Raw genomic sequence first — 13450 nt, 5'->3', positions numbered from 1 at the left:
CACCTACTCACAGCGTTTCGCACCTCATCATGCGCCAAACTGCACCATGAAAATCGACGTTCAGCTCGGGGAGGAATTCCCTCCAGAACGATGTAGCCACCCGTCGATGGAAGCCCGGAGGGTCTCCAGATAAGCCTGCGCCTGTTCGCGATCGCTTTCCTTCTCGCTCGCATCCAGGTCTTGGTAGGTGGTCTCGATCTGACGCTTCCAACGCTGAACAAGCCGTGCAGGAATGCGGAGGCTCCCGTCCTCGAGTAGCTCGCATTGCCCATGCAGGTAGCTTTGCCAGTGCACCCAACGATCATGCTCGGCGGCCGCCGTAGCCTCCAGCGCAACGTCAGAGGCGAGAAAGTCCTCAAGATCCCTCGTCATCAGATGAGTCCGTCCTTCACTAGTCGCCAATAGTGTTCGCCCAGGACGGTCAGCTCGCAGGACGTTCTGTTCATCGCTGCATAGTACATGTGAGGAGCACCGACGGCTCGAACAAGGTTGACCTTGACATAGTTCTGGAGAATCCTGAACACCGCCATATTGGCCGCATTAGGTGCTGGGATTTCTGGATCGCGCGCCTGCTCTTCAGACCGGTCCGGCTCAAATGATGGATCGAGTGGCAGCTGATAGTCCGGAGTGGGGAACAGGGCGGCAAGTTGCTGCAGCTCGCTTGTCGCTATCGGGGGCGCCGCCTGTCGGAGAGAAACGAAAGTTTTCACATTCGTCTTGAATACCGGTCGCTGCTGCCACGGCCCCAGGGACTGATCGATGTGAGCATAGACGCTGCCCGGCGTGATGGCGCCAACGAGATTCGCTGCCGCACCGTTCAAAGCGTCCACGAAGAGTTTCGTGAAAACGCCAGACCCATCCTCCTCGAGCGCGTACTGTTCCGCCGTCGAGGCCGCAAGAATGGTGACGCCATTTTGGATGCCAGCAGGTGCACCGCCTGGCGGCGATCCCGCCGAACCGCTGTGGCAACTATCGAGAATTATGATCTTGTTCTTGGCGGGAGAGCTGTTCGCAAACGTCATGACATCAGATAGCGCCAGTCCGTCGTCGCCACTCGAGGCATCGCTGGTACACAAATATCCGCCAGTGTCCTCTAGATATCCGTGCCCAGAGAAGTAGAACAACGCAATCTCGGCATCGTCCTCGAAGAGTTCGCGTACGGCAGACTTCAGGTCGCCGCGACTCAGAGCAGCCGCCGGACCGGTCGCAGTGAGGACACGTGGGTTGGTGAAGTTAGTAGTCCCATCTGCATGGCGTTCCAATGTGCTCTCGACATCATGGGCGTCATTGACACACCCCCGAAGCGATCCGATGTGCTCGTAGAAATCAACACCGACAACGAGAGCTTTCCTCATGTCTCAGAGGGAGTCTATGAAGTCGACGATGTTCCGGTCGCTCCACACCTTCGTCGCGACCCCCGCAATGACTGTGCGATCGTTCGAATAGGCCCAAATGCCAAGCACCGGCTTAGATTCCTCACGTGCACAGGCAATCTCCCACTTTTGCCCCGTCGATGCAGAGGAATTCTTGCTCACGAGGACGATGACTCCGTCGGACCGACGGATACGCGTGCGCACCTTCGCCTGCCAGTCGGAGTCGTAGGCTTCCTTCACTGACATATCTACGAACTCATACGGAGCCCTGGGTGAGAGCGATTGGCCTTTCAGCGCATCGCGCTGCCACTCGTCCTCGATAGCAAATGCAACAAAAATGGTCTTCGTGTCAGCCAATTCGGGCTCCTTTGTCGGACTGGACGTCAGGTCAAGGTAACAGATCGCCACCCGATGCGGCTAGCCAGCCAAACCCTAGGATGATCGCAGGACGTCAACCCATTGGAGGGCAACTTGGCCATCCCGACCACGATGTTCGGCATTCTGGCGCTCGTAGCGCTTGTAGTACCTGGCATTGTCTTCGCAGGAGTTCGTGCGTGGCTTCGAGGTTACAAGTGGTCGGATCAGACGGCGGCATCACGAGTACTGGACGCTGTGCTGGTCAGCGTGATCCTCGATGCCCTCTATCTGTGGGCCTTCGGGGCACTACTGGCTCCTATTCTCAACGATCCGCAGGGTGAACTGATCGCCAACCCGAGCTCCCTCGGATTTGCAACGGTCGTGCTCGGCCTAGCAATCCCCGCTGGCATCGCATTCGCCTGGCATGCTGACATGACTTGGACAAAGCCTGCGTGGGGGTGGTGGCCAAGCTGGGTCCAAATTCCCAGGAGACGCTCCTCCTTCGAGAGCACACCCACAGCCTGGGACAAGGTCGCGCCGCGACACAGTGACGTCTGGGTGAAAATCCGACTTCCGAACGGCGAACGAGTCGCTGGGTGGATGAGCGGGAAGAGCTTCGTTTCCACTTACCCGCAGCCTCGTGACATCTACATTCAGGAACAGTTCACGATCTCCGCGGATGGCAGCATCGGTGATCGAATCCCCAACACGGGCGGCGTGTGGCTTAGCATCACAGATGGGTCCATAGTCGAGTGGATCAACGAGCCTGAGGGGGACACTGACACATGACCGAGCAGCAGCCGCGGGAAATCCGTGAGGGAGCCGTCACGAAGGGCGCCGCGCCGACGGGAAATCGCCCTGCCCCGGCTCGAGCTCCAAGCACGCCATCGGGTGTAAGCGTTCCGGTCGAGCCCCCGCAGGAGCAACCGAGGGATTAGCAGCGTCTCCCTCGCCAGGCGCAACCCACTATTTGCCTTCGTCGACAACACATTCTCCCTTAGGCGCCGCCTAGTTGGGTCGAACCTGCTCGGAACGCTGGCGGTTCAGCGTATCGGTGACGTTGCCCAGGTCGTCGGGGAATAACGCGGCGTAGGTGTCGAGTGTGACTTTCGCGGACTTGTGCCCGAGCATGCGCTGCACCACCTTGACGTTGGCGCCCGCGCTGATTGCGAGCGACGCAGCTGTATGACGAGGGTCATGCGTTGTGATCCGGCGGAAGTGTGGGCCGAGGTCCATGCAGCGCTTCACCGCTCTCGTAAACCACCCTTGTACGCATGGCCCGGTCGCAGAAACCTGCCATCATCTGCGCTCCATACGCGATCGTCCGGCGCTTTGTTCTTGCAGGCCGCAGTCACCTCGGTGTCAACGGAGTCAGGGTAGGCGACTGTACGGCGCTCACGGGACTTCGCACTAGCCAGCAGCGCGCCGCTCTGAGCGAGCTGGCTCCCGCGGAACAGCCTGTGGTGTCCGAGCACGTCCTCGACTAGCCTCTGCGTATCGGTCGTCCAAATGCCGTCGTGCAATCGGCTGCATGGGGCGGCCTGTCCGGATCCCAGTCGCCGTAGTCCTGCGTTTCTGGATTCCAGTGATAGACCCGGAGTCGTAGATGCTCGAACGTGCCGTAGGCCCGGTCGCGGCGTTGTTCCCATCGCTCGCGCTCCGCGGTGGATTGCCATAGCTCGAACCAGCGCAGCAGGCAGAGGTCGACCACGTGCGTCAGCGTCCAGATGTACTGAAACAGGTTGCTGTTCGGTAGCTGCAGCGACCCAACGTCGGGTTGGTCTGGTGAGACCTGCCGTGAGAACCCACCCACCGTGAACACTTCACCGTGCGCTACGCCCGACAGATGCGAGTATTCGGCTCGGGCCTCGTCGACGTCCGCTGCTTCCATGACGCCTGTGACCAGCGCTGTGTAGGTCGGCACCTTGTCCTCGCCACCTGGCACCTTCACCGCGTCGAAGTCACGTTGTGCCTCCTCGACAGCCGGCTCGGCGTCGACCGCCTCGGCTCTGCCGTCGTGGAGCGTCGCCCTGATGTGAGTCGGCGTGTACCTCTGGGCAGACTTCACTTCGTTGAGATACATGAGGGCCGCGCGGTGCCGCGATCTTGCAAGATCCGTTGCGCTCAGCACCCACCACGCCCTGCCGAGTGTTTCGAGGGTGGTTCGGGTCAAAGCCGCGATGGATGGGCCAAACGTCTCGTCCATACGCACGAGGCGAGCGACGGCCTGAAATTCGTCACTCGCCGCTGACAGCGACATTGACACCGGACCGAGGAAGGAACTTCCAACGGTGTCTTCTTCGACCTGCGCGGCCTCTGATTCTAGCGGCGGGTCGCTCGCGGCCAGCCTCGATCCGGCGTCGCGCCAGGCGTTGCCGAGATCGATCATCGCGTTACCGAGCAACTGTTGTACGTGCGGTGGCGTCGGCAATCGACCGTCCATTTTTCAGGCCTCCTTGCCTGCAGCGGCTCACGCGGAACCCGAATCCGTACCTGCAATGCTGCCCCGGTCGGGAGCGATGGTAGGCCTGCAGCACCCGGGATGCAAGGGTCTGATGCTGTTGCACTCAGCGCCCGGCGACGCTGACGCAAGTGGGTCGGCGCGATCCGTCGACCGGCCTCCGTGTACGGCTGCAGCGCTTCGCGGAGCGCGGTGGCGTTGTCGTCGCTGAGGTCAGTCTCATAGGCGCGGCGTCGACGCCGAACCGGATTGTCTCGTCAGATCCTCGCTCGAGGTCGTCGACAAGGGTGGCGATCGTGCGCTTCGCCATAGCTTCATTCTTACCCGACCAACAGCCGTCGAGAACAACCCAATAGGGTGATGGAACACTCAGTAGAACAGGATCAAAACGTGGCAGTACGTCGCTCAGGACCAAGCTCGTTCTGGTCCTTCTCCGAATCGGCTCCTCGCACACGGCTGTACCGCGACGACATCGATTCGCTGTTGAAGCTGGTCCGCGATAGAGGCGCTACCGCGAGCCTCGTTTCGGGCAGCAACGTAGATCTGGACGCGGGCGAGGATATCCAGTCGTTGTCCGGCAAAGAATTGAAGGATCTATCGATCAAGACGCGCAACCCTGATTTCTCCATCGATCTGCAGCTAGCGCGGACTTGGGTTCTCTCCACCGACAGCTCGACTAGCACACACGATTTTGGGAAAGCGGTAGTCGGATTCCTTGGCCAGCACAAGGCAACCGCATGGGAGCGTGTCTGGCTAGAGATCTTCCGGAGCCGGTTCCTGGTGCTGGGCCTCACCGTTGTTCTCGGTTCTTTTGTCGTTCCGCTGATCTTGCTCAACGGTCTGAACCCGTTCCTCTTCCTGTGGCTGCTCGGCCCTTCCGCCGGAAGCGGGATTGCCGCAGCACTCACCAGCGGAACCGGTACATGGATTACACGGCGGACGCGTGCTGACGTCTACCAACGTCGAGAAGACCGCGGCTGGAGCATCGTTGGGTTCATCGGAACGACCATTTTTGGCGGCATCTTGGGGGCCGGAGTTACCTACCTTCTCACCCAGTAGGCGACCTGAAACAACCTTGTGGGATACCTCCTGGCTAGCTACGTCGCTGGTCATCAAGCTCAACCGCGGCCGCGCCGCCGGCCTTTGGGTCTGTACAACGGTTTGGCTAAACAGCAGTGCCCCCGCCTCACAGGGCGCGTACTGCGCAGCGGACGGCGGCTGTAGGTTTCGGTTCCATGCACCACACTTGCATCACGCGCGTCCTGGGAATGCAGAAAACCCCCGGATAACCAGGGGTTTTCTATGGCGGTACCGGTGGGATTTGAACCCACGGTGCTCTTTCAAGCACACAACTTTTCGAGAGTTGCACCTTCGGCCGCTCGGACACGGTACCGGGGTCGAGTGTAATAGAAGACGAGCGCCGACGCGAATTGAGCGATGCCGCTCATCCACAGGCGGCGCGGAGGGCCGGTGGTGTCGGTGGCCACGCCTAGGCTGGCCGCATGGCCAAGGCACACTCCCCTGCATTCCGCTGCACCGAATGCGGCTGGACCACCGCCAAGTGGGCCGGCCGGTGCGGCGAATGCCAGCAGTGGGGAACGGTCGTCGAGGCGACGGCCCCCACCGGTGTCCTCGGCAAGTTGACCCCGATCCGCGCGACCGACGAGCGCGCCGCCCGCCCCATCACCGAGGCCCGCTCCGACGAAGCACCCCGGTGGTCGAGCGGCATCGCCGAGTTCGACCGCGTCCTCGGCGGCGGGATCGTGCCTGGCGCAGCCATCCTGCTCTCCGGCGAGCCGGGTGTCGGTAAGTCGACCCTGCTCCTCGAGGTCGCGTCCCGGGCCGCGAAGACCGGCGCCCGCGTGCTCTACGTGAGCGCCGAGGAGTCGGTCAGCCAGGTCCGCCTCCGCGCCGAGCGCACCGGCGCCCTCCACGACGACCTCTACCTCGCCTCCGAGACCGACCTCGCCACCATCCTCGGCCACATCGACCAGGTCGACCCGAAACTCCTCATCGTCGACTCCGTGCAGACGGTCTCGTCCTCGCAATCCGACGGGCTCGCCGGCCAACCAGGCCAGGTCCGCGAGGTCTCGGCCGTCCTCACCCGCATCGCCAAGGAGCGGGACCTCCCGATCCTCCTCGTCGGCCACGTCACCAAGGACGGCTCGATCGCCGGACCCCGACTCCTCGAACACCTCGTCGACGTCGTCTGCCAGTTCGAGGGCGACCGTCACACCGCACTCCGCTTCCTCCGCGCGCAGAAGAACCGCTTCGGCGCGACCGACGAGGTCGGCTGCTTCGAGATGGCCGGCGACGGCATCGCCGAGGTCCCCGACCCGAGCGCCCTCTTCCTCAGCCAGAACGAGCCCGTGGCCGGCACCTGCGTCACCATCGTCATGGAAGGCCGCCGCGCGCTCCCCGTCGAGGTCCAGGCACTCATCAACAAGACGCAGGCACCGAACCCCCGCCGGGTCACCAACGGCGTCGACCCGTCCCGCGTGGCGATGATCCTCGCCGTCCTCCACGGGCGGTACTCCTACGACCTCAGCGACCACGACGTCTACATCTCCACGGTCGGCGGCGTGAAGATCGCCGAACCGGCGGCCGACCTCGCGATCGCCCTCGCCCTCGTCTCCGTCATCCGCGACCTCGCCCTCCCCCGCGACCTCGCCGCCTACGGCGAGATCAGCCTCAGCGGCGAGGTGCGCCCCGTGAGCGTCGCGAAGCAGCGCGGTTCCGAGGGCAACCGCCTCGGCTACAAGCTGCTGCTCAACTCCGACGTCAGCAACGACCTCAAGTCCGTGCTGGGCATCGCGAAGACCGCGGCCGAAGCAGCGCGGCCCGCCCGACGCGAACGCGAGCTCGACGCGGCCTTCTGAGCCGACCGCCGGCGGTCAGGATCGAGCTCTTCGGCCGCCCGCGCCTACTCCGCCGGCGCCTCGAGTTCGAGGACGCGGAGCAGCTCCTCCGGCGACGCCTGCAGGGAGTGCGGACCGGCGACGTCGAAGAGCACCGTCTCGATGTCGTCACCGTAGGTGCGGAGGAAACTCGCGAGCCAGACGCCGTCGTGCAGGCCCACGTAGGGCGGCAGGGCGGCCGGCTTGTTCTTGGCGTCAGAGAAGAGAAGCAGCGCGAGCCTCGCGGTCTCCGGCTGCCGGAACATCCAGACCTCGCCGGTCTCGGTCGGCTTGTCGGGATTGCCCGGCTTCATGAGCGGGACGACGAACCGCCCGTTCCGCAACGCGAGCGCCACCGCCACCATGTCGCCGGCGGCGAGGGCCGCGGCCAGGGGCTCGGAACGGAACTCGGGTCGCTTCTGCTTCGCCATGCCTCCATTGTCGCAGGCCGGTGACGGGCGACAGGGTGGCCCCGCGAGTCCCTCGGCTCAGTTCAGGAGGAACTGCGCGCTGTCGGCGGAGGCGAACCCGCCGATGGAGGTGTTGAGGTGGTACGACGCCCCGCCTGCGGGCACCGGATCGCGCGGCGTATCACAGGTGTCGGGAGCGGACCGCGTGCGGTCCCAGGTGATCGGCGGGTTCGACGAGACCGTCTTCCCCGGCTCCAGAAGCACCTGCTGGTCGCTCGGCGCCGTCTGGCAGTCGGTGGAGGTCCAGTACGATTCCTCGCCACTCGAGACGGTGAACACCTGTTGGCTCGTGCCGGCGTTCATCGTGCACACGGCCGAGCCGGTGTTCGTCACGCTCAGCGACAGCTGGGGCAGCTCGCCCGCCGCGAAGCTCGTGCCGTTGACGACCGCTTCGACCCGGATCTGATCCGCGGTGCACGCAGCCGCCGAACCGGGGTCCGTGGTCGCGGCCTCGTCGATCGGCGCGGTCGTGGACGTCTCGGGCGCAGCGCTCGCGACCGGCGGCGCGGACGCCGACGGGGTCGGTGACGATGACGAGGCAGCCGGCTCGGCACCGGAACCCGACGCCAGCCGGACGATCAGGACGACGACCAGGATGACGACGGCGAGCAGGGCACCGAACACGATCAGCCTGCGTCGCCAGTAGACGGCGGGCCGCTCCGGTCCGCGGGGATTCGTGAGGCTCGACATGCTCACAGATTAAGTGCAGTCGCGCGGAAACGCCCGATGCCCCGCCGTCGGTGCGGACCGTGGTCCGACCGATGACGGGGCATCGGGATGGTGCTTACGTGTCCGCGAACGCTAGAGCTGCTGCGCCGAACGACGACGGGCGATCACGAGCGCGAGACCACCGACGAGGAGCAGTGCGGCGAGCGCCGCGTTCCCCCACGGCTCGGCACCGGTGTCGCTCAGGCTGCCGTCCTGGCTGCCGCCGGCCGTGCCCGAGCCGCTACCGGTCCCGCCGCCCGCACCGGGCTGGGTGCCCGGGTCGGTGCCGGGGTCGACCGCCGCGGCCTGCACGACGATGTCCTGCCAGCCGATGACGTTGCCGTCGGCGTCCTGGACGACCAGGCGGTGCGAGCCGACCGGGGCGTCCTCAGGAACGGTGACCTGCACGTTGCCGTCCGCGTCGACCTGCACGAGGCCGTCACTGACGAGGATCGGGTCGGAGTGCAGCCAGACGCTCACCCAGGTGCCGGCGTATTCCTTGCCGACGTGGATCGTGGCGAGCTTGCCGATGATGAAGTCGGTGATCGCCTTGATGAGGTCCTTGAGCGCCTGGATGAGTGCCGAGTCCGGGGCGGGCGTCGGCGGCGTGACCACCGGCGGCGTCGCGACCGTGAGCGGCACCGTCAGCGTGGTGCCCGACTCGAGTGCCGTGAGGCGCACCGTCGCCGCGCCGTCGGCCGTGCCGGCCGGCAGCGTGAACGAGACCGTTGCGGCACCGGCCGTGACCGGGACCGTTCCGACGGCTGCACCGTTGACCTCGATGGCGAGCGAGGTGTTCACCGGGCTGCCCGTGGAGGTCAGGTCGAGCTTCGCGACGTCGAACGTGACCTTCCCGCCGGCGGCGATCGCCGCGGTCGGTACGTTCGTGACCTGCACGCTCTGGCGGGCGAAGTCCGGAGCGACCGGGCTGTTCGCCGTGAGGTACGAGACCCACGCGTCGCGGTCGACGAGACCGGAGTCGCGCGTGTCGGTGCCGTTCGCGAACTCGCGGAAGTTGTCGCCACCCTGCAGCAGGAAGCTGAAGGAGCCGATCCGGTAGCTCTTCGCCGGGTCGATGGGCGCGCCGTTCACCGTGATGCTCGTGATGCGCTCGCCCTGACCCTTCGTGGGGTCGAAGGTGTACTGGACATTCGACGACAGGCCGAGCTGCAGGTACGGACGAGACGGCACGTTCCCGGCCGCGTCGAGCTGCCACTGCTGCTCGAGCACCGTCTTGAACTGGGCACCCGTGAGCGAGGTCGTCCACAGGTTGTTGAGGAACGGCAGCACCGCGTTCGCCTCGGCGTACGTGATGTCACCGGCGAGGATCTCCTCGCGCATGCCACCCGGGTTGACGATGCCGATGTCGGCCCCGCCGCGGTCCGCGCTCGAGAGCGAGGCCCGGAGGGAGTCGGCGACGAGCGCACCGAGCGTGGACTCCGCGCCGCGGTCGTCCTTCACCCCGTTGTTGAACGCGCGGGTGATGTCGGCCTTGGCCTCACCGATCTTCCGGTTGCCGATCTCCGCCGCGACCGCGAGGGCCTTGTCGGTGATCGTCTTGACCGTGGCGACCGCCGGGTACTGCTTGACGAGGTCGGCTTCGGCCACGGTGGTGCGCGCGACGTTCTTCGCCGTGTAGGCGGTCACGTCACCCGACGCGCGGTCGACGGTCAGCGTGATCTGGCCGATGAACTCGCCGTAGCTGCCGGTCTGGAGCACGGGGCGGGTCTTGCCGGTCACACCGGGGATCGGAGCGTCCCACGCGTACTGCTTGTGCGTGTGGCCGGTGAAGATCGCGTCGACCTCGGCACTCGTCGTGGTGACGATGTCGGTGAAGGCACTCTTCTCGGCGAGCTCCTGCTCGAGGGTCGCGCCGTCCGGCGTGCCGGCTCCAGCACCCTCGTGGTACTCGGCGACGATGACGTCGGCCTCACCGTTGGACTCGTCGCCGTCGCTGAGCTGGGCGGCGACGCGGTTCACGGCCTCGACCGGGTCCCCGAAGTCGAGGTCGGCGATGCCCGCAGGCGACACGAGCGTCGGCGTCTCCTCGGTGATGGCGCCGACGACGGCGACCTTCACCCCGTCGATGTCGAGGATCGTGTACTCCTGAAGTGCGGGCCGCTTCGTGCCCTTCTCGTAGACGTTGGCCCCGAGGTACGGCCAGGCCGCGTTCTTCCCGTCGGCCATGACGCGGTCGACGAGGTCGCCGTAGCCCTGGTCGAACTCGTGGTTGCCGACCGCGGAGGCCGCCAGCCCGAGTGCGTTGAGCACGTCGATCGTCGGCTGGTCCTCCTGCGACGACGAGGCGAAGAGCGAGGCTCCGATGTTGTCGCCGGCGGAGATGAACGCCGTCTGGTCGGGCGCGAACATCGACTTCAGCTGCTCGATCGTGCCGGCGAACTTCGTCGTGTTGGCGTCGATCCGACCGTGGAAGTCGTTGATGTTCAACAGGTTGACGGTCGCGGACTCGCTCGCGTCGGCGCTGATGCCGACGATCACGGGGTCGTGGTCACTCGAACGGAACATGTCCGGCACGTTGAAGTCGGTCACGTTCGCGTTGTACCGCGAGTACTCGAGGGCGATCGACTCGACGGAGTTGATGTTCCACACGTCGGCGCCGGTGACGCTCTGGTCGGCCTCCGGCGACGCGAAGATGTGGTCGAGCGAGCCGACCGCACCGTCGTAGGCGTAGGTGTACTCGCCGGTCTTCGCCTCCTGGCTGAGGTAGCCGGCGTCACGGAGCACGTCCAGCGGGTCCTCGGCGTCGTAGGAGTTGAAGTCACCGACGAGGAAGACCTTCTTCGTGCCGATGTCCTTCGAGACCGTGTCGGCGAAGGCCACGAGGGCCTTGGCCTGACGCGTGCGGTCGCCGGTGAAGGCGCCCTGGCCGGTGTTGGCGTTGTCGCCCGTCGCGGCCTTCGAGGTGCTCTTCGACTTGAAGTGGTTCGCGATCACGAGGAACGTCGCCGCGTCGTCCGCGCCCTTCGGCTTGAACGCCTGAGCGTCGGGCTCGCGGGCGTTGTCGAAGGCGGGCTCGTCGAGCAGGATGCGCGATTCACCGACCGTCTCGACGGTGGCGGACTTGTAGATGAACGCCGTGCGGATGACGTCCTCGTCCGCGGGGACCTTCGCGGGCGAGGGGACGAACGTCCAGGTGCCCTCACCGGCGGCGGCGTTGAGGGCCGCCGTCAGCGTCTTCAGGGCGTCGTCGCGGTCGAGACCGATCGACGCGGAGTTCTGGATCTCCTCGAGCGAGACGACGTCGGCGTCCAGGGCGTTGATCGCCGAGACGATCTTCGCCTGCTGACGCGCGAGGCTCTCGGCCGTGGCCGCTCCGCGCACGCCGCAACCGGCGGCGTCGGAGTTGTCGACGGTCGTCTTGCCACCGTCACGGTCGCTGTAGAAGGTGCAACCGGTGCGCGAGTCGCCGGTGGTGGCGAAGTAGTTCAGCACGTTGAAGGTCGCGAGCGAGACGTCGCCGCCGACCCCGCGAGGCGAGGTGGTGCGCGTGTTCTCGAACGTCGCCGGCTGCGCCTCGGCCGCGTTGGCGCCCGTCAGGTGCTGCGTGGGCTGGAACTTCCAGTTGCTGTTGCGGAAGTCGAAGACGACCGGAGCGGTGAACGTGACGGCTGCACCGACGCGGACGGGAGCGGTGGTCGAGACGTACGGGAGCGGGATGCCGGTGTTCTCCGCCTTCGAGAAGTCGACGGTGGAGGCGTCGTCGAGGACGACCTTCTCCGCCGGGACCCGTGCCGCAGCGGCGAGCGCCTCAGCGGACCCGGGCTTGCCGAGCACGGTCGGGGTGACGAACGGGCTGTCCGACGCGGCCAGGCCGACCTCGCCGTACCGGTTGGTGGCGTAGGTGTCGGTGACGGTGTAGTCGCCCGCGGGAGCCACCAGCATGCCTTCGAGACGCTCGCGCTCCTCATCGGTGGCCGGGAACGCGACCGTCGCTGCGGTCGGTGCCGTGACCCCGGTGGCGTCGAGCGTGGTGACCGCCGCGGCGTCCGTGACCTTCAGCTGCGTGAGGCCGTAGTACTCGTCGACCACGCCGGTGACCTGCACGTACTGACCGACCGCGACGGAGCCGACGGTTGCCGGTGAGTAGACGAAGATCCCGTCGGACGCGAGGTGGGTCGCGGGGTCGATGGCGCCGCCGGTCCCCTCGGTCTGGAGGTAGTAGCCGTTGAAGCCGCCCGTGGGGAAGCTGGCGGTGACGAAGCCCTTCGTGGTCACCGTCTGGCCGACCATGGTGCTCGCGGCCGCGGTGCCCTGGATCTCGGCGATCGTCGCCACGCCGGGCTCGACCGGGGTGGTCGGGTCGGTGGGCTCGGGGCTCGGCTCCGGGTCGGGGGTCGGCTCGGGGTCGACCGGGGTGTCGCCCGCGCTGTTCTGCGGGGTGACGGTGTCGCTGAGTCCGAAGTCCGCGGCGTTGCTGTCGGTGTCGGCGAAGTCGGTGCGCACGATCGACTGCGGTACGGCGTTGCCCGAGGGCGACGGCGACGCGGCCGTCTCGAAGGTGTTCGAGGTGCCGTAGCCGAGGAGGTCGACGATGGTCGGGTCGGCGACGACGGAACCGGTCGGCAACGTCACGGCGGCCGTCGAGGCGACGAGCGCGAGCGTGCCGTTCTGCCCCTGCGGGCTCAGGGAGCTCGTCACGTCCGGGGTCGGCAGCGCGACACCGTTGGCGCCGTTCGACGATCCGGAGACGAGGTAGTACCCGCCGGCTGCGATGGAGCCGGTGAGCGGGACCACGGTGGAGGAGGCGCCGACACCGTCGAGCTTCCGGTACTGGATGGACCAGCCGCTGACGTCGACGGGCGTCGCGCCCGGGTTGTACAGCTCGACGAACTTGTTCAGATAGGGCGCGTTCGCGCTCCCACCCGAGAGGTAGGCCTCGTTGATGACGACGCCGAGGCCGTCCGTCGAGGCGAGTGCGGGTGTCGCCACGAGCGGTGCGGCGACGAGCCCGGCAAGGGCGGCGAAGGCGGACAGCCTCCACGGGTGTTTGAACGACATGTGGCTCCGAATCGAGGGCCGTCCTCGTTCGGGGCGCGCGACAACGCACCCCCCATTCGAGGCACAGACGATGGGTAGTGCCTCACAAGCTAACCGACATGCGTGACGGAAGACCACCGGAAATGTGAACGGCACGTAAACCCGGGCGTGCTCATCTGAGCAGAC

At 66.0% G+C, this 13450-nt stretch carries 10 protein-coding genes, 1 tRNA gene and 2 pseudogenes; 3 read left to right on the top strand and 10 right to left on the bottom strand.

All coding sequences use genetic code 11. From position 1 onward, the window contains the following. Positions 1 to 60: 60 nt before the first annotated feature. Genes QRN26_RS10515 through QRN26_RS10505 form a run of 3 tightly spaced genes read right to left on the bottom strand, consistent with a single transcriptional unit; the run spans position 61 to position 1730 of the window. A complete protein-coding gene (locus QRN26_RS10515) occupies positions 61 to 372 on the bottom strand; it encodes a hypothetical protein (RefSeq protein WP_285036592.1) in 312 nt (103 codons plus the stop codon). Beyond that, on the bottom strand, positions 372 to 1355 hold the full coding sequence (locus QRN26_RS10510) for a caspase family protein (RefSeq protein ID WP_285036589.1): 984 nt from the start codon (positions 1353 to 1355) through the stop codon (positions 372 to 374). Before QRN26_RS10510 ends, QRN26_RS10515 begins: the two co-directional genes overlap by 1 nt. A 3-nt stretch (positions 1356 to 1358) precedes the next feature. Then, entirely contained in the window at positions 1359 to 1730 is a 372-nt protein-coding gene (locus QRN26_RS10505) for a TIR domain-containing protein (RefSeq protein WP_285036587.1), read from the bottom strand. Positions 1731 to 1844: 114 nt separating this feature from the next. Between QRN26_RS10505 and QRN26_RS10500 the strand changes: the two genes are divergently transcribed. Beyond that, positions 1845 to 2519 carry a DUF6338 family protein gene (locus QRN26_RS10500; protein ID WP_285036586.1) on the top strand — a complete coding sequence of 225 codons (675 nt, stop codon included), beginning with the start codon at positions 1845 to 1847 and terminating at the stop codon, positions 2517 to 2519. A 219-nt stretch (positions 2520 to 2738) separates the two neighbouring features. Here the strand turns inward: QRN26_RS10500 and QRN26_RS10495 are convergent. The 3 genes and pseudogenes from QRN26_RS10495 to QRN26_RS18920 all read right to left on the bottom strand — a co-directional run. Continuing rightward, positions 2739 to 2984, bottom strand: a pseudogene (locus QRN26_RS10495) (tyrosine-type recombinase/integrase); the annotation flags it as partial. A gap of 229 nt (positions 2985 to 3213) precedes the next feature. Beyond that, on the bottom strand, positions 3214 to 4173 hold the full coding sequence (locus QRN26_RS10490) for a hypothetical protein (RefSeq protein ID WP_285036585.1): 960 nt from the start codon (positions 4171 to 4173) through the stop codon (positions 3214 to 3216). Continuing rightward, positions 4116 to 4406: pseudogene (locus tag QRN26_RS18920) on the bottom strand (hypothetical protein); the annotation flags it as partial. The pseudogene QRN26_RS18920 and the gene QRN26_RS10490, both read right to left, overlap by 58 nt. Before the next feature lie 175 nt (positions 4407 to 4581). Here QRN26_RS18920 and QRN26_RS10485 point away from each other — a divergent pair. Then, entirely contained in the window at positions 4582 to 5250 is a 669-nt protein-coding gene (locus QRN26_RS10485; RefSeq protein WP_285036583.1) for a hypothetical protein, read from the top strand. Between the two features lie 244 nt (positions 5251 to 5494). On the opposite strand, the gene QRN26_RS10480 is transcribed toward QRN26_RS10485, so the two are convergent. Further along, positions 5495 to 5584: transfer RNA gene (locus QRN26_RS10480), tRNA-Ser, on the bottom strand. 109 nt (positions 5585 to 5693) lie between these two features. On the opposite strand from QRN26_RS10480, the gene radA reads away from it, so the two are divergent. Then, a complete protein-coding gene (radA, locus tag QRN26_RS10475) occupies positions 5694 to 7070 on the top strand; it encodes a DNA repair protein RadA (RefSeq protein WP_285036581.1) in 1377 nt (458 codons plus the stop codon). A gap of 44 nt (positions 7071 to 7114) precedes the next feature. Here the strand turns inward: radA and QRN26_RS10470 are convergent, their stop codons facing one another. From QRN26_RS10470 to QRN26_RS10460, 3 genes are all read right to left on the bottom strand, one after another. Further along, positions 7115 to 7519 (bottom strand): SseB family protein, encoded by a 405-nt coding sequence (locus QRN26_RS10470; protein ID WP_121289528.1) that lies wholly within the window; start codon positions 7517 to 7519, stop codon positions 7115 to 7117. A 57-nt stretch (positions 7520 to 7576) separates the two neighbouring features. Beyond that, complete coding sequence (locus QRN26_RS10465) at positions 7577 to 8248, bottom strand: hypothetical protein (protein ID WP_285036577.1); 672 nt, start codon at positions 8246 to 8248, stop codon at positions 7577 to 7579. A 111-nt stretch (positions 8249 to 8359) separates the two neighbouring features. Beyond that, on the bottom strand, positions 8360 to 13285 hold the full coding sequence (locus QRN26_RS10460; protein WP_285036574.1) for an ExeM/NucH family extracellular endonuclease: 4926 nt from the start codon (positions 13283 to 13285) through the stop codon (positions 8360 to 8362). Positions 13286 to 13450 lie beyond the last annotated feature (165 nt).

It is taken from the genome of Plantibacter sp. ME-Dv--P-095 (genome assembly GCF_030209365.1).
Taxonomy (GTDB): domain Bacteria; phylum Actinomycetota; class Actinomycetes; order Actinomycetales; family Microbacteriaceae; genus Plantibacter.
The sequence above is the reverse complement of the archived record's forward strand: the minus strand, read 5'-3'. Positions and strand labels throughout refer to the sequence as shown.

Bases quoted from the DNA above. Each gene is read 5' to 3' on its own strand.
- radA (WP_285036581.1), top strand. From the start codon at position 5,694: ATGGCCAAGGCACACTCCCCTGCATTCCGCTGCACCGAATGCGGCTGG.
- QRN26_RS10490 (WP_285036585.1), bottom strand. From the start codon at position 4,173: ATGGACGGTCGATTGCCGACGCCACCGCACGTACAACAGTTGCTCGGT.
- QRN26_RS10465 (WP_285036577.1), bottom strand. From the start codon at position 8,248: ATGTCGAGCCTCACGAATCCCCGCGGACCGGAGCGGCCCGCCGTCTAC.
- QRN26_RS10470 (WP_121289528.1), bottom strand. From the start codon at position 7,519: ATGGCGAAGCAGAAGCGACCCGAGTTCCGTTCCGAGCCCCTGGCCGCG.
- QRN26_RS10510 (WP_285036589.1), bottom strand. From the start codon at position 1,355: ATGAGGAAAGCTCTCGTTGTCGGTGTTGATTTCTACGAGCACATCGGA.
- QRN26_RS10515 (WP_285036592.1), bottom strand. From the start codon at position 372: ATGACGAGGGATCTTGAGGACTTTCTCGCCTCTGACGTTGCGCTGGAG.
- QRN26_RS10460 (WP_285036574.1), bottom strand. From the start codon at position 13,285: ATGTCGTTCAAACACCCGTGGAGGCTGTCCGCCTTCGCCGCCCTTGCC.